Genomic DNA, 25,446 nt, shown 5'->3' with positions numbered 1-25,446 from the left:
CGTCTGCGTTGCGAGCGGTGCAGCCGTCCTCCGGGCGATCCGTCGACGGAGGCTGCGACGCGATGTGAATCTCCGGCGCGACCTGATGCTTTCCGCCTGCGAAGGTCTGGCAGCTGATCTGGCTGCTGGCTTGCCGCCGCTTCAGGCAGTGCGGAACATGGCCGCCGAGTTCGTGGAGCTCGAGCCCGTCGCCCGCGCAGCCGACACCGGGGCGGATATCCCCGACGCGTTCCGAGCCGTCGCCGAGCTACCTGGGGCTGGGCTGCTTCGAGTAGCAGCCTCGGCCTGGAGCGTGTCTCACCGGTCCGGCGCCGGACTTGCCAAGACGATGGCGCGGGCGGCCGACACCGCGCGCGCAAGCCGGGCGACGTCGCGCTTGGTCAGTACCGAGCTGTCCGCCGCGTTGGCAACCGCGCGGCTGTTGGCGCTGCTTCCGTTGGGCGTGCTGTTTCTCGGACGCGGGATGGGCGGAGACCCCTTCACGTTTCTCCTACGGTCGTTCCCGGGCCAGCTGTGCTTGGCGGCAGGCCTGATGCTCGTCTGGTCAGGGAGTGTCTGGCTCGAACGGATCGCGGACCAGACAGAGCTGTCATGAGTCCGTTCCTGGCTGGCTTGTTCGCGTCGGCAGCGGTCGCCGCCCTCGTCCCGCTCGAAGGCCGCCTCGAGACGACGCCGGGATCCGGTCGCCCCGGGGGGACGGCAGAACGCGCTCTGCTGCTTCGCCTGCGCGGGACCTTGTGCATTCTTGCAGCGGTCGGCGGCTGGGCAGTGGTCGGCGGAGTCGCCGGCTGGGCGATCGGGGTGGTGGCGGCCTTGCTCTCCTGGCGCGCCCTTTCGCGCCTTGAGAGCCCAGCAGCAGCGAGACGTCGGCGTGAGCTCGAGCGGGACGTGCCGATCGCCGTGCATCTCCTTGCGGCGTGCCTGGCCGCGGGTGCGGCGACCGTCGCAGCCCTGGAAACAGTCGCCACGGCGATGCCTGGTGCCGCGGGAGACGAGCTCGACCTGATCCGCCGCCGTCTTCAGATGGGAGTCGATGCGGGACGCGTGTGGCGATCAGTCGACGGGCCGCTCGAAGAACTCGGTCGGCGCATGGCGAGAGCACATGAGTCCGGGGCGTCGGTGGAGCAGGCGGTGACGCGTTTGGCCGAGGATCTTCTCAACCAGAACCGGGCTCGCGCTGAAGCCAGCGCACGGACGGTTGAAGTACGGGCAGCAGCACCCCTCGGCCTCTGTTTCCTTTCGTCCTTCGTTCTTCTCGGAGTCGTTCCACTCGCAGCCGGACTCTTCTCGTCCCTCACCCTTTTCCGCTGACCGAGTCGTCCACAGGTGATTCACGTTGCCGGTTCTCCACCGCTCCCGATCGTGTCGTCGCTCGGTGCTCCTGCAGCCGGAAACCTCCTACCGGTCAGAGGAATCGCCGTCATCGCGCGGCACAAGGAACAGGAGAAGCAATGCGTATTGCCACCGAACGACTGAGGGACCAGATCGGCGCGACCACCGCCGAGTACGCCGTCTGCACCGGAGCCGGAGTCGGGTTTGCCGGCCTGCTGTTCAAGCTGCTCACGAGCGACACCGGAGCGAAGGTCGTGAACACGATCTTCGACCGGGTTCTCGGGATGCTGCCGTTCTGATCGGGCTGGTCGTGGCGGAGGAGCGCTGCTCCTCCGCCATGGCGAAAGGAGGGTCGATGAGAAGGCGCGATGAATCAGGTGCGGTCACGGCGGAGACGGCGACGGTGATCCCGGTCCTGGTCGTTCTGGCGGCGGTGCTCGCGTGGATGGTCGCGTTCGGCGTCGCCCAAGCTCGGGTGGTTGATGCAGCGCGGGAGACAGCGCGAGCACTTGCACGGGGCGACGACGCGGAGACCAGCTCGAGGCTTGGCCGACAGATCGCGCCTGACGGCGCCCAGATCGTGGTGCGGGAGGAACAGGGTGCCCTGGTCGTCACTGTCACCGCCGAGATGCGCGGTCCCGGTGGTCTCCTCGGATTTCTTGGCCGGCCCGTTAGGGCCGAGGCTGTCGCAGCCCAAGAGCCCGGATCATGAGCCGGCGCGAGGATGGTGCGGCTGTGGTGATGGCGCTCGGCCTGGCGGCTCTGATTGTTTTCGTCGCAGTTATCGGGGGAGGCGTCGTAGCGGTCATCGCCACGCACCGACAGGTTCAGGGTGCGGCGGACCTTGCGGCACTTGCGGGTGCATCGGCAGCCCAGGAAGGTGGGTCGCCGTGCCTGGCCGCCGAACGAATAGGTCGCCGTAACGGTGTGAGCGTAAGGCTCTGTGAAGCGTCGGATGGCGACGTCACGGTTGTCGTCGAGCGCCGCCTGCCCGGCGCTTTCGGCAGCAAGGCGCTTCGCGCCAGGGCGCGTGCCGGGCCTACGTCCTGAGCCGCAGCGAGGGCTGCCCTAACCCACGTTGCCGATGACCTTCGTGACCGAGATCCGGATCGCGACGCGACTCGGGTTTTCGCGAGGCACTTTGTAACGCTCGGCGTAGCGACGCTCGGCTTCGGCGACGACTTTCGGGTCGTCGGAAACGGTGGCCGTTCCCTCGATCGTCGACCAGGAGCGGCCGTCGACGCAGCACACGGCGATCGGTCCGCCGTCGGCCAGGTTGCGCGCCTTGCGCGAGGTCTTCGAGGTGATCGCCCAAGCGGTGTCGGTCTCCGGGTCGATCACCACACCCATCGGGACGACGTGAGGTGAGCCGTCCGGCCGCAGCGTGGTCACCGTGCAGAGCCGACGTTCGATCCAGAAATCGAGGAAGGCCGAAGACCGGGGAAGTACGAGGGACACGCTTTGATCCTGCCCTGGTTTACCGTCCCTGCCGAATTGCCCGCTGGTTGGCGGATCTCGCCGTCCATCGTCCGGACTTGGTGCGACTTTGCAGAGTCCACGTCATCCGTGCCACGCGGCCGACGTCTGTTGGCCAGTTTCAATCCAACAACCATGGGAGGTTCGAATGAAGAGTTTCCTGGTGGTACTGACATTGGCAGCGGTCGGCTTGTTCTTCGGAGCAACTGCAGCCATGGCGGCGACCTGGCAGAAGACGACTGACGGCTCGTCGGTCCTTTTCAACAACGATCCTGACGGGAGTGGCGCCGGCAACGATGAGCGCTTCCACGTGTGCGATACCAGCAGCGATGGGCACGCGGTGTACGCCGAATACGCGTTCGACGGAGGTTCGTTGACCAAGCACAACTGGGGCGGCGGCAACGGCACGTGCAAGAACTTCGATCACCAGTGGAGCGAGAACAAGGTGGTCAAGTTCCGTTCCTGCGAGGAGATCAACAACTGGCCGAACGACTGCAGCGGTTACGAGTCAGGCGGCCGAAGCTGAACTCCTACCTCTCGGTGGTCGCTCCGGGAACCGGAGCGACCACCGTCCTCCGCGCCCGAGCAGTGTCCAAGACCTACGGCGATCGCGAGGTTCTGAAAGCCGTCGATCTCGAGGTCCTCGCTGGCGAGATGCTGGCGATCACGGGGCCGTCTGGTTCGGGAAAGTCGACGCTGCTGCACTGCCTGGCAACCATCGTTCAACCTGACGCCGGCGAGATCACCTTTGGTGGCCTGCAGCTCTCTCGGCTGGCCGAGGCTCGACGGAGTGAGATGCGGCGAACCTGCTTCGGCATCATGTTCCAGTTCGGCCAACTCGTGCCTGAGCTTTCGGCGGCAGAGAATGTGGCCTTGCCCCTGCTCCTCCGGGGTATGCGACGCGGTGAGGCGATTGCGCGAGCCACAGCGGTACTCGATCGCTTCGGAGTCGCGGAGTTTGCGCCTGCCAGACCTTCCGCGCTTTCCGGGGGTCAGGCTCAGCGGGTCGCCATGGCGAGGGCGGTCGCAACTGACCCAACGATCCTTTTCGCTGACGAACCGACCGGCGCGCTCGACTCGAACTCCGGGGCTCGGGTGCTCGACGAACTGGTGGCCCTGGCAAGGGCAGGCACAGCCGTCGTGATGGTCACACACGACCCGGCGGCTGCCAGTCGAGCTGACCGTGTCGTGGAGCTACGTGACGGGATGCTCGAGGCGCCAGCATGACGCGGGGTGTTCGACTGTTCAACCTGGTCGCACTGGGTTTCCGATCTGCGTACTCGTCACGTCCTCGGTTCGTAGCCTCTGCCGCAGTCGGCGCTGCTGCCAGCGTCACCTGTCTGGCCGTCGGGACGGTGAGAGCGATTGATTCTGGGCACGGCGGTCCCTACTCGACTGCCCTGCTTCAACAGGCATCGATGCGACAGGGACTACTTACTGGATTGGCGCTGCTCCTAGTCCCGCTTGTGGCACTGCTTGGTCAGGCGGCAACTTTGGGTTCACCGGCTCGGAACCGCCGCCTGGCCCTGTACCGACTCGTCGGGGCCACGCCCCGGGAGGTCCGGATCGCCTTGGTCGCCGAAGCGGCGTTACCCGTGGCGACAGGAGCAGTTGCAGCGCTTTGCGCCTTTCCTCTCGCCCAGCGTCTGTTGAACGGCCCGCTCACAGTGATCGGAAGCTGGACCACCACGACTGTGGTTCGCGACGGGGTCGACGCGACCACGGAAATTACTCATGTTCACCACGGCTCGGTCCACGTGCTGCCGACGGACGTTGCACCGGGTAGTTGCTGGGCTCTGGCGACTCTGCTCCTGCTTCCGACCGCCGCGGTCATCGTTTGTTGGTTCGCGTCACGTCGCATTGAGGCAGATCCACTTGCCGTGTCTCGACGCGTCAAAGCTCGTCGGCCCCCGCTTGCGGCCGCGGCGATCACCCTTCTGCTCAGCCTCAGCGGTCTGGTCGGATACTCCGGCCTACGGTCCCTCCTCGGTCAGCCGAACAGGGCCACGCAGATCGACGTGATTGTTGTGGTCGGGTTGTTCTCGGTCGCCGCCGGGTCTCTCGTAGTCGGGGTGGCGTCGGTGGCATCGCATCTCGGCCGCTGGATTGCTGACACGGCGAGAAGACCGGCTCTTCTGATCGCCGGGCGTCGTTTGGAAAGTGATCCCTACGCAGTCAGCCGCGCGACGGCTCTAGTCCTCCTTGCGCTCGTCGTGGCGTTCAGTGGACAAGCGGTCAAAGCGCACTTCTTGGTCATCACTGATCCTGAAGACCCGCTGTATGCCGACACGCTGAGACTCGTGGATGTCGCCTACTACCTCGCACTAGCTCTGGCGTGCTGCGGGCTCGCCCTCAGTACCTTCGAGGCGATGGTCGCTCGTCGTGAGCAGTTCGAGGTCCAATTGGCCGTGGGGACGCCGCGCAGAGTGCTGCGGCTCAGCGTGGTGCTCGAAGCCTTACTACCGTTGGTCCCAGGTGTGATCGCTTCTTCGGTCATCGCGCTTCTCGGCGTGCGGGGCATCCTCGGCACCGGTCATGCTGAAGTTGTCGGAAGTGGTGCGATCGAGCACACGAGGATCGTGCCGATCCCGATTCCGTGGACCTCTGTGGCGGGCCTGGGCCTCTTCGTCCTTTTTGCCAGCGGTTTGGTCGCCGCTCTCAGTTTCACGGCTCTGGGACCGGTGCAATCGCCGCCGCCAAGGGACTAATTGACTTCGGCTAGTACCAGATCCAGCAGCCGTACAGCTCCCGCCTTGTCGAGCGGGTTGTTCTGGTTGCCGCACTTCGGCGACTGCACGCAGGACGGGCAGCCCTCGGTGCAGGCGCACGAGTCGATCGCGTCCCGGGTGGCCTCCAGCCACTCGAACGCGGTGGCGAAGCCGCGCTCGCTGAAGCCGGCGCCGCCGGGGTGGCCGTCGTAGACGAAGACGGTGAGTACGCCGGTGTCGGCGTGGCGGGCGGTGGAGACACCGCCGATGTCCCAGCGGTCACAGGTGGCGAACAGCGGAAGCAGGCCGATGCTCGCGTGCTCCGCGGCATGCGCGGCACCGGGCAGGTCCTCGGCGGAGATACCGGAGTCCTCGAGCACGTCGTCGGGGACGGTCCACCAGACCGAGGCGGTCTCGAGCGTTCGCTCGGGCAGGTCGAGCGGCTCCTCGCCGATGACGTCGCCGGAGGGCACCTTGCGCTTGAGGAACGACACGACCTGATGGGTCACGCGGACCGTGCCGAAGCTCAGCCGCACCCGCCCCCACGTCTCGTGGCGGGCCTCGCGGACGATCTCGATGTCGGTGACCTCGCGGGCCGAGGTCGAGTAGCTGACGTCGGGTGCCGGAACGACCGTGGCGACCGACTCCTCCAGGTCGAGGTCGAGCACCAGGTAGCTCTCGCCCTGGTGCAGGTAGACGGCGCCGGAGTGCGCGGTGCCGTGGGACGACCCGTGGTCGACGGTGCCGAGGACCCGGCCGGTGCTCTCCTCCACCAGCCGCACCGGGCTGCCGCCCGAGGACCTGATGTCGGCCAGGTCGCTGGCCCGGCGGCGGTCGGTCCAGTACCAGCCGTGGTGACGCTTGCGGAGCAGCCCGGCCGCGGTGAGGGCATCGACGGCGTCGCGGGCGGCGGGTCCGAAGATCTCCAGTCCCTCCTCGGTCAGGGGCGACTCAGCCGCCGCGGCGCACAGGTGCGGACCGAGGACGTAGGGGTTGTCGGGGTCGAAGACGGTCGCCTCTACCGGCCGGCCGAGCAGGTGCTCGGGGTGGTTGACCAGGTAGGTGTCGAGCGGGTCGTCGCGGGCGACCAGCACCCCGAGGGCGTCGCCGCCGTCGCGTCCGGCGCGACCGACCTGCTGCCACAACGCAGCACGGGTGCCGGGGAAGCCGCCGAGGAGCACGGCGTCCAGGCCGGAGATGTCGATGCCGAGCTCGAGCGCGTTGGTTGCGGCCAGGCCGAGCAGCTCGCCTGAGCGCAGCGCCTGCTCGAGCTCGCGTCGCTCCTCGGGGAGATAGCCACCGCGGTAGGCGGCGACCCGGGCGGCCAGCGACGCGTCGACCTCGTCGAGCAGCCGCTTCGTGGTCAGCGAGACCGTCTCCGCGCCTCGACGGCTGCGCACGAAGGCGAGCGTGCGGACGTTCTCGATGATCAGGTCGGTGAGCAGGTCGGCCAGCTCGGCGGTCACGGATCGACGTACCGGGGCGCCGTGCTCGCCGCCGTAGGAGACGAACGGCGGTTCCCACAACGCCAGGGCCACCTGGCCGCGCGGCGAGGCGTCGTCGGTGACGGCGCGGACCGGCAGCCCGGTCAGGCGGCCGGCCGCGACCTCCGGCTCGGCGACCGTGGCCGAGGCCAGCACGAACGTCGGGCTCGCGCCGTACAGGGCGGCGACCCGGCGCAGTCGACGCATGACCTGGGAGACGTGCGCGCCGAAGACGCCGCGGTAGTGGTGGCACTCGTCGATGACGACGAAGTCGAGCGCGGCGAAGAACCGGGTCCACCGCTCGTGGCCCGGCAGCAGCGAGCGGTGCAGCATGTCGGGGTTGGTGAGCACGTACTCGCCGTGGTCCCGTGTCCACTCCCGTTCCTCCGGCGAGGAGTCCCCGTCGTGGGTGGCGACGCGCAGTCCCTCCAGCCCGAGCCCGCGCAGGGTGTTCAGCTGGTCCTGGGCGAGCGCCTTGGTGGGGGAGATGTAGAGCGTGCTCGAGCCCCGCTGCCCTCGGGGGCCGCGCTTGGTGTTGATCGCGGTCAGCGCGGGCATCAGGTAGCCGAGCGACTTGCCCGAAGCCGTGCCGGTAGCGAGCACCGCGTGCTCGCCGGCGTGAGCGAGGTCCGCCGCCTCGACCTGGTGCGCCCAGGGCTCGGCGATGCCACCGCGCTTCCAGGCGGCGACCAGCTCCGGGTCGACCCAGGCGGGCCACGGCGCGGTCCGTGCGACCCGCGGGGGCAGCACCTCGAGGTGGGTGAGCCGGTCGTCGCGCCCCGGCGCACCGGTGAGCCGGTCGACGAGGTGCTCCAGCCGGGTCGTGCTCACGCCTGGAGTCTCCCAGCCACGCCCGACATCCGGATTCCGGCCCCGCAGCGGCCGATACCGCGCGTGGTTGAATGACTGGCAGGATGACGGTTGAACCAAGCAGCCGCCCGCCCACCCCTGACGCACGCTGGGAGTTCTCGTGGATCTGACACTGACCAACCGAGAGGTCGACGGGCACACCGTCGTCTCCGTCGGCGGCGAGATCGACGTCTACACCGCGCCCAAGCTGCGCGACCAGATCTCCGACCTGGTCGGTGCCGGCAAGACGAGCCTGATCATCGACCTGGAGGGCGTCGACTTCCTCGACTCCACCGGTCTCGGCGTCCTCGTCGGCGGGTTGAAGAAGGTCCGTGCCCAGGACGGTTCGATGTCGCTGATCTGCAGCCAGGACCGGCTCCTCAAGATCTTCCGGATCACCGGACTGGCCAAGGTCTTCACCATCCACCCGGACGAGCAGACCGCTCTCTCCGCCTGACCTTCGTCGGGCATTTCGGGCACTTCGCCCTGCCTTGTTATCGGCGTGGGTGACATGGCTCACCCCCTCGCCGTGACCCGCGCCACACCTGCGTATAGTCCGCGACGTTTGACAGGCATTTTGTTGATGGCGCACCACACACAGGAGATTTGATGACCGGGCTCGAGATCAAACCCGAACTCACCGGCGGAAACCTCGCACTTGTGCTGATCATCGGCGTGATCTCCCTAGCTGCACTGGGGATGGCCGCGATGTTCCGCAGCGAGGTGATGGCCGCAGGTCAGGGCACCCAGAACATGCAGAACATCGCCAAGGCGATCCAGGAAGGTGCCCAGGCGTACCTGACCCGTCAGTTCCGGACGCTCGGCATCTTCGCCGCCGTCGCGTTCCTCGCGCTGCTGGCGCTGCCGGCGGACGACGCGGGCGTGCGCATCGGACGCTCCATCTTCTTCCTGGTGGGTGCCGGCTTCTCGGCAGCCGTCGGCTACCTCGGCATGTCGCTGGCCGTGCAGGCGAACCTGCGCGTGGCCGCTGCTGCCAACGAGACCGGCCGCGACCCGGCCATGAAGGTCGGCTTCCGCACCGGCGCCATGGTGGGCATGCTCACCGTCGGCCTCGGTCTGCTGGGCGCCAGCACCGTGGTCATCATCTTCAAGGACGAGGCCCCGCACGTGCTCGAGGGCTTCGGCTTCGGTGCCGCACTGCTGGCCATGTTCATGCGTGTCGGCGGCGGTATCTTCACCAAGGCCGCTGACGTCGGCGCCGACCTCGTCGGCAAGGTCGAGCAGAACATCCCCGAGGACGACCCGCGCAACGCCGCCACCATCGCCGACAACGTCGGTGACAACGTGGGTGACTGCGCCGGTATGGCCGCTGACCTCTTCGAGTCGTACGCCGTGACCCTGGTCGCCGCGCTGATCCTCGGCTCGCAGGCGTTCGGCGACAAGGGCCTCGTGTTCCCGCTGCTGATCCCGGCGATCGGTGCGCTCACCGCGGTCCTCGGTGTCTACCTGTGCAAGCCGCGCCCGGGCGAGAACGGCCTGGTCACCATCAACCGCGCCTTCTACATCTCCGCCGCGATCGGTGGCGTCGCCTCGGTCATCGCCTCGTTCGTCTACCTGCCGAGCAGCTTCGCCGACTTCGACGGTGTCGCCGCGACCGCGCTGAACCAGATCTCCAGCGACGGCGCTGACGGAAACCCGCGGATCATCGCCGCGGCCGCCGTGCTCATCGGCATCGTGATGTCCGCGGGCATCCTGGCGCTGACCGGTTACTTCACCGGCACCGAGTACAAGCCGGTCAAGGACGTCGGCAAGACCTCGCTCACCGGTGCTGCCACCGTGATCCTCTCCGGCCTCTCGGTCGGTTTCGAGTCGGCCGTCTACACGACGTTCGTCATCGGTGGCGCGGTCTTCGGCGCCTTCCTGCTGGGCACCGGCTCGCTGACCATCTCGCTGTTCGCGGTGTCGCTGGCCGGTTGCGGTCTGCTCACCACCGTCGGCGTCATCGTCGCGATGGACACCTTCGGCCCGGTCTCCGACAACGCCCAGGGCGTTGCCGAGATGTCCGGCGACGTCAGCCCGGAGGGTGCACAGATCCTCACCGAGCTCGACGCCGTGGGTAACACCACCAAGGCCATCACCAAGGGCATCGCGATCGCGACGGCCGTGCTCGCCGCGACCGCGCTGTTCGGCTCCTACGCCACCTCGGTGCTCGACAAGCTCGCGGAGGTCCACGCGGACGGCAACGTCATCGCGGACTTCTTCGTCTTCAACCCGGGCGTCCTGGTCGGCGTGCTCCTCGGCGCAGCCGTGGTGTTCCTCTTCTCCGGTCTGGCCATCAACGCGGTGGCCCGTGCGGCCGGCGCGGTGGTCTTCGAGGTCCGTCGCCAGTTCCGCGACATCCCGGGGATCATGGAGGGCACCGGTCGTCCCGAGTACGGCCGCGTGGTCGACATCGTCACCCGCGACTCGCTCCGCGAGCTGGTCACGCCCGGTCTGCTGGCCGTGCTGGCCCCGATCGCGGTCGGCTTCGGTCTCGGCGTCGCGCCGCTGGCCGGCTTCCTGGCCGGCGCGATCGGCAGCGGCACCCTGATGGCGGTCTTCCTGGCCAACTCCGGTGGTGCCTGGGACAACGCCAAGAAGCTGGTCGAGGACGGCAACCACGGTGGCAAGGGCTCTGAGGCCCACGCCGCCACCGTCATCGGTGACACCGTCGGTGACCCGTTCAAGGACACCGCCGGCCCGGCCATCAACCCGCTGATCAAGGTCATGAACCTGGTCTCGCTGCTGATCGCCTCCGCGGTCGTCTCGATGAGCCAGGGCGACAACCAGCACGACGGTCTGCGGATCCTGATCGCCCTCGTGGCGGTCGCGATCATCATCGTGGCCCTCTACGTCGCCAAGCAGCGCGAGGTGGAGTTCGGTGACGACGCCGCGGCCGAGGCCGCTGCAGCGCCGCCGGTCGCCTGACCGAGTAGCAAGGTTTCGACGGGCTCAACCACCGCGGTGGTTGGGCCCGTCGAGCTTTTCGTGCGTGCTGGTCCTTGCCATCCGTCGGCTAACGGTGTTCGTTAGGGGCAGCCCGGTGCCGGCCGGGCGCTGATCAGACTCGTGGGGAGCCTGCTGTGGTGCCGAACGTCGACCGTCGTACCGTCCTGAAGACCGGAGCCGTCGTCGGCGCCGCCACCGCTTTCTCCGCCGGAGCCCCGGCGTTCTCCTCGACCCCGGGACGCCGCGTCGCGATCCTCGGGGGTGGCATGGCCGGCCTGGCCGCCGCGCACGAGCTGGCCGAGCGCGGCTTCGACGTCACCGTCTTCGAGCCCAAGGCCTGGGGCGGCAAGGCCCGCAGCATCCCGGTGGCGAACACCGGCGTCGGTGGTCGGGCCGACCTGCCAGGGGAGCACGGCTTCCGCTTCTTCCCGGGCTTCTACCACCACATCCCGGACACGATGAAGCGCATCCCGTTCGGCTCCAACGCCAACGGCGTGAAGGACAACCTGTCCGCGGCCAAGGGCGGCAAGTTCCTGCGCGGAGGGGATCGCGCCGACGCCTTCATCTTCGGCATCGGCCCGGACCCCCAAGCGCTGCTGACCGTCGACGGCCTGCGTCGCTACCTGCTGGAGAACCTCAAGGGTCAGGACGTCCCGCCGGACGAGCTCGCCTACTTCGTCACCCGGTTGCTGGTCTTCCTGACCTCCAGCGACGAGCGCCGGTTCGGCCAGTGGGAGAACGTGAGCTGGTGGGACTTCGTCGGTGCGGCGACCCGCTCGCCCGACTACCAGCACGTGCTCGCCGCCGGCCTGACCCGCAACCTGGTGGCCGCCAAGGAGACGCTGGCCAGCACGCGCACGATCGGCCACATGGGCGAGGCCTTCGTCTACACGATGATGGGGGTCGGCGCCGACGGTGCGCTGGACCGGGTGCTGAACCTGCCGACGAACGAGGCCTGGATCGACCCGTGGACGACCTACCTGCGCGGTCTCGGCGTGAAGTTCGTGCTCGGCCAGGGACTCGCGTCGTACGAGGTCACCAACGGGAAGGTCAGCGCGGTGAACCTCGCCGATGCGTACGGCGTCACCACGCGCCACGAGTCGGACTGGTTCATCTCCGCGATGCCGGTCGACAAGGCCACCGCGTTCCTCGGCGGCGACATGCTCGCCCGCGACCCGAGCTTCGCGAACCTCAACCGCCTGCAGACCGACTGGATGGTCGGCATCCAGTACTTCCTGAAGAAGAAGATCTCGATCACCTTCGGGCACATCACCTTCATCGACTCGCCCTGGGCGCTGACCGCGCTCACCCAGGGCCAGTTCTGGAAGAGCCGCAACTTCCCGGCCGCGTACGGCGACGGCTCGGCGGTCGATTGCCTCTCGGTCGACATCTCCAACTGGGACGCGAAGGGCATCCTCTACGGCAAGACCGCGAAGGAGTGCTCGCCCCAGGAGGTCGCCAACGAGGTGTTCGCGCAGATCCGCTACCACCACACGGTGGGCGACGTGCTCGGCCCGGAGGACGTGCACTCCTGGGTGCTCGACCCGGGCGTGCAGTACAACGCGATGACGCGGCGCAACGCCAACGACACCCCGCTGCTGGTGAACACCGCGGGCTCCTGGAAGGACCGTCCGGAGGTCTCCACCAAGCTCCCGAACTTCTTCCTCACCGGTGACTTCGTGCGCACCAACATCGACCTCGCCACGATGGAGGGCGCGAACGAGTCGGGTCGTGCGGCCGCCAACGCGATCCTCGACTCCGTCGGCTCGACCGCCTCGCGCGCCACGATGTACAAGCTCTACGAGAACCCCTGGCTGAAGGGGATCAAGAAGATCGACGCCGGGCTCTACAAGGCCGGTCTGCCGAACGCGCTCGACGTCCGGCTGCCAGGGCGGTACTAGCCTCATCCGGGTGACCGACCTCGCTGCCCGCCTCCGTGACGCCCTCACGGAGGCCGACTACACCTACGACGCCGTCGCCGACCTCATCGGTACGACGGCCCAGGCAGCGCTCGGCCGCAACGAGACGCTCCCGGGACTGCGGGCAACCACGGGCGGCAGCCCGCTGGAGACGCTGACCCGGATCTGGCTGCTCCAGGCCACCGTCCCGGCCGATGCTGCCGAGGCCGCCCTGCCGGGACTGGTCGACGACCTGTGCGCGGCCGGGATCCTCGAGCGCTCGTTCTCCGAGGTCGCGGCGCGGGTCGACCTGCGCCCGTACGGAACTGACAGTGGCAACCTCTGGGTGACCTCCGACCTGACGCCCGGTCTGGACGGCGGCCCGCAGAAGGTCGGCCCCGACCACGTCCTCGGGATCAGCCCGGCGGCGACCTCGCTGGCCGAGATGACCATCCGTACGCCGGTCACCCAGGCGCTCGACCTCGGTACCGGGTGCGGCGTCCAGTCGCTGCACCTGGCCGAGCACGTGCAGCACGTGGTGGCCACCGACGTGAACAAGCGAGCGCTCTGGTTGACCCAGCTCAACGCCGAGCTCAACAGCATCTCGACGGGTCCGACGAACAGGATCGAGGTGCGCGACGGCAGCTTCTTCGAGCCTGTCGCCGGCGAGCTGTTCGACCTGATCGTCACCAACCCGCCGTTCGTGATCTCCCCGGCGACCGGGGAGCGCCTCGTCTACCGCGACTCCGGCATCCCCGGCGATCGCGTCGTCGAGGACATCGTTCGGACCATCCCGAAGCACCTGAACCCCGGCGGCACCGGCCAGGTGCTCGCGAACTGGGCGATCCGCCGCGACCAGTCCTGGGACGAGCGGCTCTCCGGGTGGCTCACCGAGGGTTGCGACGCCTGGGTGGTCCAGCGCGAGATCCTCGACCTTCCCTCCTACGTCGAGCTCTGGCTCAAGGACGCCGGCCTGCACCCTTCGACAGGCTCAGGGACCACGGCGGACTACCACCACCGTTACGACACCTGGCTCTCCTGGTTCGACGAGCTCGGCATCGAGGCGGTCGGCTTCGGCTGGATCAGCCTGCGCAACAGCGGCTCTGAGGCCCCCGACCTGCGCCTGGAGGACTGGCGCTGGGAGGTCGAGCAGCCCCTCGGCCCGGAGATCGACCGGCACTTCAGCCGGGTCGCCGAGCTGCGGGACCTGACCGACGACGCACTGCTCGCCAGCCGTCCGGTCCTGGCGCGCGACGTGGTCCAGGAGACCTTCGGTCCGGCGGGTGCCGAGGACCCCAGCCAGATCGTGCTGCGCCGCCAGACCGGGATGCGCCGGGCCGAGCAGGTGGACACCGTGGCGGCTGCGTTCGCGGGTGCTGCGGACGGCGAGCTGACCGTCGGGCAGCTGCTCGCCGCCATCGGCGAGCTGGTCGGTGAGGTCGGCGTACCGGAGCGCCTCGAGCAGGTCCGCGACCTGGTCCGCGACGGGTTCCTGACCCTCGCCTAGACCGCGACGGCGGGACACCGAAACACGAAATCTGCAAGTCCGCGCTACCTTGTTGGCGCGTAAGACCCCTGTGAACGAAGGAATCAGCAGCTTCAGTGGCACACAAACTCGTGATCGTGGAGTCACCGGCCAAGGCCCGAACCATCGAGGGTTACCTTGGCCGGGGCTACGTCGTGGAGTCGTCCATCGGACACATCCGCGACCTTCCGCAGACCGCCGCGGACATCCCCGCGAAGGTCAAGGGCGAGCCCTGGGCCCGCCTCGGCGTCAACGTCGACGACGGCTTCAAGCCGGTCTACGTCGTCTCGCGCGACAAGAAGGCGCACATCACCAAGCTCAAGGGTCTGCTCAAGGACGCCGACGAGCTCTACCTCGCCACCGATGAGGACCGCGAGGGTGAGGCCATCGCCTGGCACCTCCTCGACGAGCTGAAGCCGCCGGCCAACCTGCCGGTGCGCCGGATGGTCTTCCACGAGATCACGCCCGAGGCGATCCAGACCGCGGTCGAGACGCCGCGCGAGATCGACATGGACCTGGTCGAGGCCCAGGAGGCCCGCCGCATCCTCGACCGTCTCTACGGCTACGAGGTCTCCCCGGTGCTGTGGAAGAAGGTCATGTCCGGCCTCTCCGCCGGCCGGGTGCAGTCGGTCGCCACCCGCCTGGTGGTCGACCGCGAGCGCGAGCGGATCGCGTTCCGGATGGCGTCGTACTGGGACCTCGAGGGCACCTTCGACGCCGGGGCCGACCACGAGCAGCGGATGTTCCCCGCCAAGCTGCACAGCATCGACGGCGTCCGCGTCGCCCGCGGCACCGACTTCGCCGACGACGGCACGCTGAAGGTTTCGACAAGCTCAACCAGCCCGAGCGTCGTCCACGTCACCCAGGCTCGTGCGCAGGACCTCGTCGAGGCGCTGCACGACACCGCCTTCACGGTCCGTTCGGTCGAGTCCAAGCCGTACCGCCGGTCGCCGTACGCGCCGTTCCGCACCACGACGCTGCAGCAGGAGGCCAGCCGCAAGCTCGGCTTCAGCGCCTCCAGCACGATGTCGGTGGCGCAGCGGCTGTACGAGAACGGCTACATCACCTACATGCGTACCGACTCGACCACGCTGTCGGACACCGCGCTGAACGCGGCCCGCACCCAGGCGAGCGAGCTGTACGGCGCCGAGTACGTGCCGGACGCGCCCCGGGTCTACGCCTCGAAGGTGAAGAACGCCCAGGAGGCGCACGAGGCGATCCGTCCGGCCGGCGACAACTTCAGGACCCCGGCGCAGACCGGGCTGACCGGCGACCAGTTCCGGCTCTACGAGCTGATCTGGATGCGCACGATCGCCTCGCAGATGAAGGACGCCGTCGGCCAGTCGGTCTCGGTCCGCCTCGGCGGCCCCTCGGCCGACGACCAGGACGTGGTCTTCTCGGCCAGCGGCCGGGTGATCACCTTCCACGGCTTCCTCAAGGCGTACGTCGAGAGCACCGACGACGCCGAGGACGCGCGCGACGACCAGGAGAGCCGGCTGCCGAACCTGTCCGAGGGCAGCGCGGTCAGTGCCGCGGCGCTCAAGGCGGTCGGCCACGAGACCAAACCTCCGGCCCGGTTCACCGAGGCCTCGCTGATCAGCGAGCTGGAGAAGCGCGAGATCGGCCGCCCGTCGACGTACGCCTCGATCATCGGCACCATCCTCAACCGCGGCTACGTCTACAAGAAGGGCACCGCGCTGGTCCCGGCGTGGCTGGCCTTCTCGGTGGTCCGGCTGCTCGAGCGGCACTTCGAGCGCCTGGTCTCCTACGAGTTCACCGCCGTGATGGAGGACGTGCTCGACGAGATCGCCAACGGCCACAAGAACCTGGAGACCGAGCTCGGCGAGTTCTACTTCGGGTCCGACCGGGTCGAGGGTCTCAAGACCCTGGTGAACGAGCTCGGCGAGATCGACGCCAAGGAGCTGGCCACCTTCCCGGTGAGCAAGCCCGACGGCACCCCGAGCGGCATCGACCTGCGCGTCGGCCGCTACGGCCCCTACGTGGAGGACACCACCAGCGACGCCGAGCCGCTCCCACGCGCCAACGTGCCCGAGGACCTGCCGCCGGACGAGCTCACCGAGGAGAAGGCGCGCGAGCTGCTCGCCAACCCGGCGGGCGCCGAGACCGAGCTGGGCACCGACCCGGACAGCGGGAACCCGATCGTCGCGAAGAACGGTCGCTACGGTCCGTACGTGACCGAGGTGCTGCCGGAGGACGCCCCGAAGAAGCAGAAGGCGCGGACCGGTTCGCTCTTCAAGACGATGACGCTGGAGACGGTGACCCTCGCGGACGCCCTCAAGCTGCTCTCGCTGCCGCGGGTGGTCGGCACCGACGCCGAGGGTATCGAGATCACCGCGCAGAACGGCCGGTACGGCCCGTACCTGAAGAAGGGCACCGACTCGCGGTCGCTGACGACCGAGGAGCAGCTCTTCTCGATCACCGTCGACGAGGCGCTGGCGATCTACGCCCAGCCCAAGCAGCGTGGCCGTGGCGCCGCCCAGCCGCCCCTGAAGGAGCTCGGCAACGACCCCGTCTCCGGAAGCCCGGTCGTGGTCAAGGCCGGACGGTTCGGTGAGTACGTGACCGACGGCGAGTACAACGCCACCCTGCGCAAGGACGACACCGTCGAGGCGATCACGCTCGAGCGCGCGGCCGAGCTGCTGGCCGAGCGTCGCGAGAAGGGCCCGGCGAAGAAGGCCGCCAAGAAGGGCGCGAAGAAGACGGCCAAGAAGACGACGAAGAAGGCCGCCAAGAAGACCACCACGAAGGCTGCGGCTAAGAAGTCGTAGCGCGTCGGGCGAGTCCTCGGATCATCGCCTTCGTCAGGACCCGGTGGGCGCGGCTGCGGATCACCGCGGTCTTGTAGAGCTGGCCGGCGACGCCGGGGAACACTGCGTTGGTGCGCGCCGTCATCCGGGTCCGGTCGGGCCCGAGCGGTTCGAAGGTGAAGGTCAGGGCGTAGCGGGAGAAGCGGTGCGCGCCGACCAGGCCGAGCAGCCCGGGTCGTTCGGCGCTGTCGACGACGAACGCGCGCCCACCCTCGGCTCCGACCAGGGCGGCGTACCGGCGCACCACCCCGGTCAGCGGGCGCTCGAAGGTCCGTCGGACCGAGTCCCAGAGCACGTCCGCCGGGACGTCGGCGAGAACACTGTGCTCGTCGATGTACGGATACTCCGGTGCAAGCGCGGCTGCCATACAAACAGTCTGCGCCCGCGCATAGGGTGTGGCACGTGTCCACCGGTGTCTACTCCGCCACAGGCCTGTTCGTCTGCTTCGAGGGCGGCGAGGGCGCGGGCAAGTCGACCCAGGCGAAGCTCCTGCACGACCACCTCGTCGAGCTCGGCCGCGAGGTCGTGCTCACCTTCGAGCCCGGTGACACCGAGGTCGGACGCAAGGTCCGCGAGATCGTGCTCAGCCCGGAGACCGGCGAGCTGGCCCACGAGACCGAGGCGCTCCTGTACGCCGCCGACAAGGCCGAGCACCTGCGCCGCGTCGTGCGACCGGCCCTCGAGCGCGGTGCGGTGGTCATCACCGACCGGTACGTCGACTCCTCGCTCGCCTACCAGGGCGCCGGCCGTGCCCTGGACGCCGACGACCTGGAGACGATGCTGCGCTGGGCCACCGGCGATCTGCGCCCGCACCTGACCGTGCTGCTCGACCTGGAGCCGAGCCACGGCCTGACCCGGTTCGAGGAGCGCGACCGGATCGAGGGCGAGCCGCTGGAGTTCCACCGCCGGGTCCGTGAGGAGTTCCTCGAGCTGGCCGGCCGGGACCCCGAGCACTACCTGGTCCAGGACGCGCACGGCGAGGTCGAGGAGATCGCTGCCAAGATCCGCGCCCGGGTCGAGGAGCTGCTCTGATGGGGGTCTTCGACAATCTGGTCGGCCAGAAGCAGGTGATCGAACGGCTGCGCGGTGCGGTCGCCGGCGACATGACCCACGCCTGGCTGTTCACCGGACCGCCCGGCTCGGGACGCTCGAACGCCGCCATCGCCTTCGCCGCCGCGCTCCAGTGCGAGCAGGGTGGCTGCGGAACCTGCCACTCGTGCCACGAGGTGTCGGTCGGCACCCACCCGGACGTCCGCGTCACCCGCACCGAGAAGCTCTCGATCGGAGTCGACGAGGTACGCGAGCTGGTCCGGTCCTCGGCCCTGGCCCCGGCTGGTCGGCGCTGGCAGATCATGATCGTCGAGGACGCCGACCGGCTGACCGAGCAGGCCTGCAACGCCCTGCTCAAGGCCATCGAGGAGCCTTCCGAGCGGACGGTCTGGCTGCTCTGCGCCCCGACCGTCGAGGACGTGCTGCCCACGATCCGCTCCCGCACCCGGCTGGTCGTGCTGGCCACCCCGAGCAGCGCCGAGGTCGCCGACTTCCTGGTCCGCAACGACCAGGTCGACCCGACCACTGCCACGCACGCGGCGCGCGCGAGCCAGGGCCACATCGGCCGGGCGCGCGCCCTGGCGCGGGACGAGGACACCCGCGGCCGTCGTCGCCAGGTCGTCCAGTTCCCGGCCCGGCTCACCAACCTGGGTGCGTGCATGAAGGCAGCCACGACGCTGCACGACCTCGCCAAGGAGGAGGCCGATGCGCTCACCGGGCAGCACGACGCCCGTGAGCGTGAGGAGCTCGACCGCGCCTACGGCGTCGTCGAGCGCGGTCGTCGACCGCGCGAGTACGCACCGGCTCTGCGTGACCTGGAGAAGTCCCAGAAGACCCGCGCCAAGCGCCGCCACCTCGACGTCGTGGACCGGGGCCTGATGGACCTCGTCTCGGTCTACAGGGACGCCCTGACGCTGCAGCTCGGTGCCGGTTCGGAGATCGTGAACGAGGAGATCCGCGTCGAGCTCGACAAGCTCGCCTCGGCGACGACCGCCGAGAGCAACCTGCGTCGCATCGACGCCGTCTTCGTCGCGCGCGAGCAGATGCTCGAGTTCAACGTGCCGCCGATGCTGGCGCTGGAGTCGCTGATGGTCGCGCTCCGTGTGGATTCCTGACTACGCCTCCCAGGCGTTGCCTAGGCTCTGCACATGTCGATGACGCCTCCGGGTCCGCCGCTGGAACCACCGCCCCCGGGCTCGGACCTGCCGCCGCTGCCCAGCGCCGAGCCGCGTCGTGCGCCGCGCAACGCTGCGCTGGTCGGCCTCCTGGTCGGCGTCCTGGTCTTCGCCGTGGCTGCGGCAGGGTTCGCGAGCTGGAAGCTCGTCGACAACAGCGACCCGAAGGCCGCGCCGAGCCCGTCCCCCGCGATCACGCCCACCCCGAGCGAGCCGATGCCGAGCACGCCGACCTCGCTGGACCGCTTCTACGGCCAGAAGCTCGACTGGCGGAAGTGCGGCCGCGACTTCTGCACTCACCTCGAGGTCCCGCTCGACTACGCCAACCCTTCCGGAAAGACCCTCGAGCTCGCGGTCCTCAAGGTTCCGGCGCAGTCCCAGCGGATCGGGTCGCTGGTGGTGAACCCGGGTGGTCCCGGCGGATCCGGTATCAGCTACGCCGCGGCCGGGTCGCTGCAGTTCGGCAGCGTGCTCTCCGACCACTTCGACATCGTGGGCTTCGACCCGCGTGGGGTCGGGCTGAGCGACCCGCTCAAGTGCCTCGGCACCCAGGGCCTCGACCGCGTCCTCGCCTACGACCCCGACCCGGACACCCCGGCCGAGGTCGCCGGGATGGACCAGCTGATGACCGAGTTCGGCCAGAGCTGCCTGGACAACAGCGGCGACCTGGCCAAGCACGTGTCGACGAAGGAGGCCGCCAAGGACATGGACGTCCTCCGTGCGGCGCTCGGTGAGGCCAAGCTCGACTACCTCGGTGCGTCGTACGGCACGTTCCTCGGGGCGACCTACGCCGAGGAGTTCCCGACGCACGTCGGCCGGTTCGTGCTCGACGGCGCGGTGGATCCGGCGCTGTCGAACACCGAGCTGTCCAAGCAGCAGGGCCAGGGCTTCGAGACCGCGCTGCGCGCCTACCTCAAGGACTGCGTGGACAGCGGCGACTGCTTCCTGGGTCGCACGGTCGACCAGGGCCTGGCGCGGATCAAGAAGCTCCTCGACGACGCGGACGCGAAGCCGTTGTCGACCGGGACCGACCGTCCGCTCACCGAGGGACTGGCGCTGACCGGCATCTTCCTGCCGCTCTACGTGAAGTCGTTCTGGCCGCAGCTGACCTCCGCGCTCAAGGACGCGATCGAAGGGCACGACGGCAAGGCGCTGCTCGACCTGAGTGACCAGTACGCCTCGCGCGGCCCCAACGGCTACACCGACAACGCCATGGACGTCCTGTACGCCGTGAACTGCCTGGACCACGACGACTACGTCGAGAGCAAGGACGTGCCCAAGCTGATCCCGTCCTTCGAGAAGGCGGCACCGACCTTCGGTCGGGCCTTCGCCTACAGCACCTCGTCGTGCTCCAAGTGGCCGATTAAGAGCGGTGAGCGGACGACCGCGATCCACGCCAAGGGCGCGCCGACGATCGTGGTCGTCGGCACCACCCGTGACCCGGCCACTCCGTTGGCGTGGGCACAGGCGCTCGCCAAGGAGCTCGACTCGGGGACGCTCATCACCCGCGACGGCGACGGCCACACCGGCTTCCAGCAGGGCAACACCTGCGTCAACGAGGCGGTCGAGGCCTGGTTGGTCTCGGGCACCAAGCCCAAGCCCGACCTGCACTGCTGACTCGGTTTCGCCGGGCCGCCGGGACGCCCCTATACTCGTCCGGCGTGCCCGGCTGAACGGTCGGTCACTGCGCCGCCTTAGCTCAGTCGGTAGAGCGAATCACTCGTAATGATTAGGTCATCGGTTCGATTCCGATAGGCGGCTCCACTTTCCCGCCCGGGTCATCTCAACGCGGCCGGTGCGGCGAGGCCTTGATCAGGGCGCTCAATCCGCAGCGGTGCAGCAGCGCGAACCTGCCGTCGGGGACGGCTTTCGACTCCTGCGTGATCAGTGCCGTGATCGCCGCCGTCACCCCGTCCCGCGGGTGCGCGGCGATGACGCCCTGGCGGAAGGCCCGCGGCAGGTCGCCGGCGCGCATGCCGGCCAGGTCGAACATCGCGCCCAGCTGGACGTAGGTCCCGGCGGCTCCGTCGTCGGCCACGTTCGCACCCGGGCTCGCGTGGACGGTGATCGCACCGGCGACCTCGTCAGCCACCGCCGCCCCGACCTTGGCGTCCTCGGCGACCCGGATCGCACGGTCCGCGCTGCGCAGCGTGAAGTCCTGACCTGAGACCACCGGCTCGATCCCGTAGTCGTGCAGCAGGCTGGCCACGTAGAAGATCTCCGGGTCCAGGGTGACGCCGTCGAGGGCGGCCAGGCCGTGACCGAACAGCCAGGTCCGGTACCCGTGGCCCAGCACGGCCGGGCTCTGCTCCAGAGCGGCCTCCTCGGCGGCTCGGGCGAAGGCGCTGTCCGGTGCGGTGAACTGTCCGGCGACGAGGTCGCGGGCGCTGACGGGCACCCGGCCGGTGAGCAGCCGGAGTCGTCCGGCGACGTACTGGCCCTGCCCCTTCGCGATGGCGACCAGCAGGGTGCGGCGCTCGGCCTTGGAGAGCGTCCCCTGCGTACGGCGGGTCCACGCCAGACTTCCGATCCGTTCGGTCATAGGAGAAGCATGTCCGAACGCCTACGGTGGCGCCGTGATCGACGTCGCACGCACCCCGGACGAGCAGTTCGCCGACCTGCCCGGTTTCCCCTTCGCCCCGCACTACGCCGAGGTGGTCGCCGAGGACCTCGAACCGGTGCGGATGCACTACCTCGACGAGGGACCGGCCGACGGGCCGGTGGTCCTGCTGCTGCACGGGCAGCCGACCTGGTCCTACCTGTACCGGAAGGTCATCCCGGTGCTGGTCGAGGCGGGGCTGCGCGCGATCGCGCCGGACCTGATCGGCTTCGGGCGATCGGACAAGCCGACCGACCACACCGACTACACCGTGGCGCGGCACGTCGGCTGGGTGCAGAGCCTGGTGACCGGACTCGACCTGACGGACGTCACGCTGGTCGCCCAGGACTGGGGCGGCCCGATCGGGCTGAGCGTGCTGGCTGCTGAGCCGGACCGGTTCGCCCGGGTGGTGGCCGCCAACACGATCCTGCACACCGCCGACCCGGCGCTGGCCGACCGGCTCACCTGGGCGGTGAACGGGACCGGGGAGTCGCGGGTGGTGCTCGAGGAGGCGCTGGTCGACTACCTGCTCTACACCCAGCGTGCGCCCGTCCTCGTGCCGAGCCTGTTCGTCGGGGCAGCCACCACGAACCCGCTCGAGCCAGCCGTGCTGGCGGCGTACGACGCTCCGTTCCCGGACCGGCGCCTCACCGCCGGCCTCCGTCAGATGACCGCGCTGCTGCCGCTGACCCGCAACGACGTCGGCGCCCGCCTGGGCCGACGTACGATGCGGGCGCTCGAGCAGCTCGAGAAGCCGTTCCTCACCTGCTACTCCGACGGGGATCCGGCCACCCGCGGCTGGGAGACCGTGTTCGTCGAGCGGGTGCCCGGCGCCCAGGGCCAGCCGCACCGCACCATCGCGGGAGCCGGCCACTTCCTCCAGGAGGACGCCGGCGAGGAGCTCGGTCGCACGGTCGCGGCTTTCGTCACCGGCGGCTGACCCGCAGCACTACAGTCCCCGCATGACCGAGACCCGCGACCCGCACGCCGAGGGACCGACCCCGGGGCCGTTCTCGGCGCTGCTCGGGTTCCGCTACATCAGCGTCGACGAGCACGAGGCCGTGGTCGAGGCGGACCCGGGTCCGGAGCACTGCAACGGTGGCGGGATCGTGCACGGCGGCTTCCTGGCCGCCCTGCTGGACACCACCACCGGCTGGGCGGTGCACGCGCGGGTTCCTGCCGGTGTCGCCGCGCCGCACGTGTCGCTGAGCATCCAGTACGTCAGGGCCGCCGTCCCGGGCGTCACCCTGGTGTGCCGGGGTCGGGCCGTCGGGGTCGGCCGGCGGATCGGGAGCACCGACGCCGAGATCACCCAGAACGGCAAGGTCGTCGCCCGCGCGGTCGGCAGTCACGCGGTCCTCGGCTGATCGGGATCGTTACCGCTGCCCGGGTTCGTGTGCCACACTGGGGGCAGATCCGAATCGAGCGCTGACTCCCCAGCGCCCCGATCGCCGGATGCGGCACCACCCGAGAACATCCCGGGCCGCCGCTCAGGTCGACTCGTCGACCAAGCGTCGCAACGTCCCTCGACGGGACCCCGCGACGTGCATCGCTGGAAAGGTGAAACCTCGTGGCTCGAGCGCGTCAGCGCCAACAGAACGGCCGCAGCACTGCGACCCGCAACAACGGGCGTGCCCGGAACCAGGACAACAAGGGACTGATCCCGCAGCTCGCCCGCGCCGTGCGCGAGGTCGAGGCGGCCGTCGAGCGACGCTCGATCGCGCCGTCGGTGCGGACCAAGTTCCAGGTCGTGGCCCTGCTCGCCCGCCAGGAGCGGAACCGGATCAAGGCCGACCCGGACCTGACCGAGTCGCGTCGCGGCGAGGAGCTGAAGCGCCTCGACGGCATCGCCACGATCCTGGCCCAGACGGCCGCCCGCGACTCGACGCTGTTCGAGCTGCTGCGCGAGGACGCGATGGTCACCGACGCGGCCAAGGAGCTGATCCGCGACCTGCAGACCGCCGCGGGCATGGAGGTCCCCGAGGAGGAGGAGCCGGAGCCCCAGGAGGCGTCCGAGGCCCCGGAGGTCACCGAGCGCCGGGTCGTGCCGCAGGCGGTCCTCGCCCGGCAGCTGGCCAACCCCTTCCTGGTCCCCGACTTCACCGCCGCCCGCGCCAAGAAGCCGCGCACCAGCGAGCTCGCCCGCTGGGAGCTGCTCGGCCCGCTGTTCCGCTCCTTCGAGCAGTCCGACGACACCGCCGTGGCGTGCATGCCGCTCCCCGGCCCGGAGCACGTCCGGCTGCCCGGTGACCTCGAGCTGATGGCGCACCAGGCCCGGATGGTCGGCGCCGCTGCGAACGGACACCGCACCTTCCTGCTCGCCGACGAGCCCGGCCTCGGCAAGACTGCCCAGGCGCTGCTCGCCGCGCAGGAGGCCAAGGCCTACCCGCTGCTGGTCGTGGTCCCCAACGTCGTGAAGACCAACTGGGCCCGCGAGGCCGAGCGCTGGACGCCGCGCCACCCGGCCACCGTGATCCACGGCGACGGCGACTCGATCGACGGCTTCGCCGACATCATCATCGTCAACTACGAGGTGCTCGACCGGCACGTGGGCTGGCTCAAGGACCTGGGCTTCCGCGGCATGGTCGTCGACGAGGCCCACTTCATCAAGAACAAGAGCTCGCAGCGGTCCCAGCACGTGCTCGAGGTCTCCGAGAGCATCCGCGCCCGCACCGGTCGACCGCTGCTGATGGCGTTGACCGGTACGCCGCTGATCAACGACATCGACGACTTCCGGGCGATCTGGCAGTTCCTGGGCTGGATCGACGAGAAGAAGCCGCTCGCCGAGCTGATAGACAAGCTCGAGGACAACCAGATGACCCCGCTGGACCGGGCCTTCTTCCCGGCGGCCCGCAAGTCGGTGATCGACATGGGCATCGTCCGGCGACGCAAGATCGACGTGGCCGCGGACATCCCCGAGCGTCGCATCGCCGACATCCCGGTCGAGCTCGACGGCGAGGTGGGTCGCTCGATCCGCGAGGCCGAGGCCGAGCTCGCCCGTCGCCTGGTCAAGCGCTACGACAGCGCGCTTGCGGCCCGGACCTCGGGTGAGGTCGTCGAGGGCATCGACCACGACCTGGTCCGCCGGGTCGCCGGGTGGGAGCGCGAGGACTCCGACGAGAGCACCGGCGAGAACGTGTTCGCGCTGATGCGCCGGATCGGCCAGGCCAAGGCCGGGCTCGCGGCCGACTACACCGCGCAGCTCGCCCGCAACGTCGGGAAGGTCGTCTTCTTCGCCAAGCACATCGACGTGATGGACGCGGCCGAGGAGACCTTCGACCGGCGCGGCATCAAGTACTCCTCGATCCGCGGCGACCAGACCCGGGGGGTGCGCGAGAAGAACATCGAGGCGTTCGTGAACGACCCCGAGGTCTCGGTGGTGGTCTGCTCGCTGACCGCCGCCGGCGTCGGTCTGAACCTGCAGGTCGCCTCCAACGTCGTGCTCGCCGAGCTGTCCTGGACGGCGGCCGAGCAGACCCAGGCGATCGACCGGGTGCACCGGATCGGGCAGGACCAACCGGTCACCGCCTGGCGCGTGATCGCGGCGCAGACCGTGGACACCCGGATCGCCGA

At 69.2% G+C, this 25,446-nt stretch carries 22 protein-coding genes, 1 tRNA gene and 1 pseudogene; 20 read left to right on the top strand and 4 right to left on the bottom strand.

The features are described from left to right. Positions 1–64: 64 nt before the first annotated feature. The 5 genes from EFL95_RS02615 (at position 65) to EFL95_RS20135 (ending at position 2,382) form a co-directional block, all read left to right on the top strand. Positions 65–595 (top strand): type II secretion system F family protein, encoded by a 531-nt coding sequence (locus tag EFL95_RS02615; protein WP_183406986.1) that lies wholly within the window; start codon positions 65–67, stop codon positions 593–595. Next, positions 592–1,311, top strand: a complete 720-nt coding sequence (locus tag EFL95_RS02610; protein ID WP_123232475.1) for a type II secretion system F family protein — start codon at positions 592–594, stop codon at positions 1,309–1,311. Before EFL95_RS02615 ends, EFL95_RS02610 begins: the two co-directional genes overlap by 4 nt. Positions 1,312–1,451: 140 nt before the next feature. Beyond that, positions 1,452–1,631, top strand: coding sequence for a DUF4244 domain-containing protein (locus EFL95_RS02605; protein ID WP_123232474.1), 180 nt, complete (start codon positions 1,452–1,454; stop codon positions 1,629–1,631). 56 nt (positions 1,632–1,687) lie between these two features. Beyond that, positions 1,688–2,044 (top strand): TadE family type IV pilus minor pilin, encoded by a 357-nt coding sequence (locus EFL95_RS02600; protein WP_246004763.1) that lies wholly within the window; start codon positions 1,688–1,690, stop codon positions 2,042–2,044. Then, positions 2,041–2,382 carry an Rv3654c family TadE-like protein gene (locus EFL95_RS20135; RefSeq protein ID WP_123232473.1) on the top strand — a complete coding sequence of 114 codons (342 nt, stop codon included), beginning with the start codon at positions 2,041–2,043 and terminating at the stop codon, positions 2,380–2,382. The genes EFL95_RS02600 and EFL95_RS20135 overlap by 4 nt, the downstream gene beginning before the upstream one ends. A gap of 18 nt (positions 2,383–2,400) precedes the next feature. On the opposite strand, the gene EFL95_RS02590 is transcribed toward EFL95_RS20135, so the two are convergent. Next, positions 2,401–2,790 carry a pyridoxamine 5'-phosphate oxidase family protein gene (locus EFL95_RS02590; protein ID WP_123232472.1) on the bottom strand — a complete coding sequence of 130 codons (390 nt, stop codon included), beginning with the start codon at positions 2,788–2,790 and terminating at the stop codon, positions 2,401–2,403. Between the two features lie 166 nt (positions 2,791–2,956). Between EFL95_RS02590 and EFL95_RS19160 the strand changes: the two genes are divergently transcribed. The 3 genes from EFL95_RS19160 (at position 2,957) to EFL95_RS02580 (ending at position 5,516) form a co-directional block, all read left to right on the top strand. Continuing rightward, a complete protein-coding gene (locus EFL95_RS19160) occupies positions 2,957–3,334 on the top strand; it encodes a hypothetical protein (RefSeq protein ID WP_148044947.1) in 378 nt (125 codons plus the stop codon). Between the two features lie 62 nt (positions 3,335–3,396). Then, positions 3,397–4,035, top strand: coding sequence for an ABC transporter ATP-binding protein (locus EFL95_RS02585; protein ID WP_246004762.1), 639 nt, complete (start codon positions 3,397–3,399; stop codon positions 4,033–4,035). A gap of 344 nt (positions 4,036–4,379) precedes the next feature. Continuing rightward, the gene (locus EFL95_RS02580) at positions 4,380–5,516 is read left to right on the top strand and encodes an ABC transporter permease (protein ID WP_183406985.1); all 1,137 of its coding nucleotides are present in this window, start codon (positions 4,380–4,382) and stop codon (positions 5,514–5,516) included. On the opposite strand, the gene EFL95_RS02575 is transcribed toward EFL95_RS02580, so the two are convergent. Then, positions 5,513–7,831 (bottom strand): DEAD/DEAH box helicase, encoded by a 2,319-nt coding sequence (locus EFL95_RS02575; RefSeq protein ID WP_246004761.1) that lies wholly within the window; start codon positions 7,829–7,831, stop codon positions 5,513–5,515. The genes EFL95_RS02580 and EFL95_RS02575 overlap by 4 nt on opposite strands. Positions 7,832–7,970: 139 nt before the next feature. Between EFL95_RS02575 and EFL95_RS02570 the strand changes: the two genes are divergently transcribed. The 5 genes from EFL95_RS02570 to topA all read left to right on the top strand — a co-directional run bounded on the left by EFL95_RS02570 (position 7,971) and on the right by topA (position 17,010). Next, positions 7,971–8,306, top strand: coding sequence for an STAS domain-containing protein (locus EFL95_RS02570; RefSeq protein ID WP_123232470.1), 336 nt, complete (start codon positions 7,971–7,973; stop codon positions 8,304–8,306). Positions 8,307–8,458: 152 nt separating this feature from the next. After that, on the top strand, positions 8,459–10,777 hold the full coding sequence (locus EFL95_RS02565; RefSeq protein WP_123232469.1) for a sodium-translocating pyrophosphatase: 2,319 nt from the start codon (positions 8,459–8,461) through the stop codon (positions 10,775–10,777). Positions 10,778–10,935: 158 nt separating this feature from the next. Further along, complete coding sequence (locus EFL95_RS02560; RefSeq protein WP_246004760.1) at positions 10,936–12,699, top strand: FAD-dependent oxidoreductase; 1,764 nt, start codon at positions 10,936–10,938, stop codon at positions 12,697–12,699. Between the two features lie 10 nt (positions 12,700–12,709). After that, complete coding sequence (locus EFL95_RS02555; RefSeq protein WP_123232467.1) at positions 12,710–14,203, top strand: DUF7059 domain-containing protein; 1,494 nt, start codon at positions 12,710–12,712, stop codon at positions 14,201–14,203. Positions 14,204–14,298: 95 nt separating this feature from the next. Then, complete coding sequence (gene topA / locus EFL95_RS02550; protein ID WP_123232466.1) at positions 14,299–17,010, top strand: type I DNA topoisomerase; 2,712 nt, start codon at positions 14,299–14,301, stop codon at positions 17,008–17,010. Here topA and EFL95_RS02545 read toward each other — a convergent pair. Then, entirely contained in the window at positions 16,997–17,416 is a 420-nt protein-coding gene (locus EFL95_RS02545) for a hypothetical protein (RefSeq protein WP_123232465.1), read from the bottom strand. The two genes, topA and EFL95_RS02545, sit on opposite strands and share 14 nt — an antisense overlap. Before the next feature lie 35 nt (positions 17,417–17,451). Here EFL95_RS02545 and tmk point away from each other — a divergent pair, with 35 nt between their 5' ends. The 4 genes from tmk to EFL95_RS02525 all read left to right on the top strand — a co-directional run bounded on the left by tmk (position 17,452) and on the right by EFL95_RS02525 (position 21,038). After that, a complete protein-coding gene (gene tmk / locus EFL95_RS02540; protein WP_123232464.1) occupies positions 17,452–18,081 on the top strand; it encodes a dTMP kinase in 630 nt (209 codons plus the stop codon). Continuing rightward, positions 18,081–19,214: a DNA polymerase III subunit delta' gene (locus tag EFL95_RS02535; protein WP_123232463.1), complete on the top strand. Its 1,134-nt coding sequence runs from the start codon at positions 18,081–18,083 to the stop codon at positions 19,212–19,214. Before tmk ends, EFL95_RS02535 begins: the two co-directional genes overlap by 1 nt. Positions 19,215–19,247: 33 nt before the next feature. Beyond that, positions 19,248–20,891, top strand: coding sequence for an alpha/beta hydrolase (locus tag EFL95_RS02530; protein ID WP_246004759.1), 1,644 nt, complete (start codon positions 19,248–19,250; stop codon positions 20,889–20,891). A gap of 71 nt (positions 20,892–20,962) precedes the next feature. Further along, positions 20,963–21,038, top strand: a tRNA-Thr gene (locus EFL95_RS02525). A gap of 19 nt (positions 21,039–21,057) precedes the next feature. On the opposite strand, the gene EFL95_RS02520 is transcribed toward EFL95_RS02525, so the two are convergent. Further along, positions 21,058–21,816, bottom strand: a complete 759-nt coding sequence (locus tag EFL95_RS02520) for an HD domain-containing protein (protein ID WP_123232462.1) — start codon at positions 21,814–21,816, stop codon at positions 21,058–21,060. 34 nt (positions 21,817–21,850) lie between these two features. Here EFL95_RS02520 and EFL95_RS02515 point away from each other — a divergent pair, with 34 nt between their 5' ends. From EFL95_RS02515 to EFL95_RS02505, 3 genes and pseudogenes are all read left to right on the top strand, one after another. Beyond that, a complete protein-coding gene (locus tag EFL95_RS02515; protein WP_246004758.1) occupies positions 21,851–22,813 on the top strand; it encodes a haloalkane dehalogenase in 963 nt (320 codons plus the stop codon). A 22-nt stretch (positions 22,814–22,835) separates the two neighbouring features. After that, the gene (locus EFL95_RS02510) at positions 22,836–23,240 is read left to right on the top strand and encodes a PaaI family thioesterase (protein WP_123232461.1); all 405 of its coding nucleotides are present in this window, start codon (positions 22,836–22,838) and stop codon (positions 23,238–23,240) included. A gap of 548 nt (positions 23,241–23,788) precedes the next feature. Further along, positions 23,789–25,369, top strand: a pseudogene (locus EFL95_RS02505) (SNF2-related protein); the annotation flags it as partial. Between the last annotated feature and the right edge of the window lie 77 nt (positions 25,370–25,446).

The organism is Nocardioides marmorisolisilvae (genome assembly GCF_003725775.1).
Taxonomy (GTDB): domain Bacteria; phylum Actinomycetota; class Actinomycetes; order Propionibacteriales; family Nocardioidaceae; genus Marmoricola; species Marmoricola marmorisolisilvae.
The sequence above is the reverse complement of the archived record's forward strand: the minus strand, read 5'-3'. Positions and strand labels throughout refer to the sequence as shown.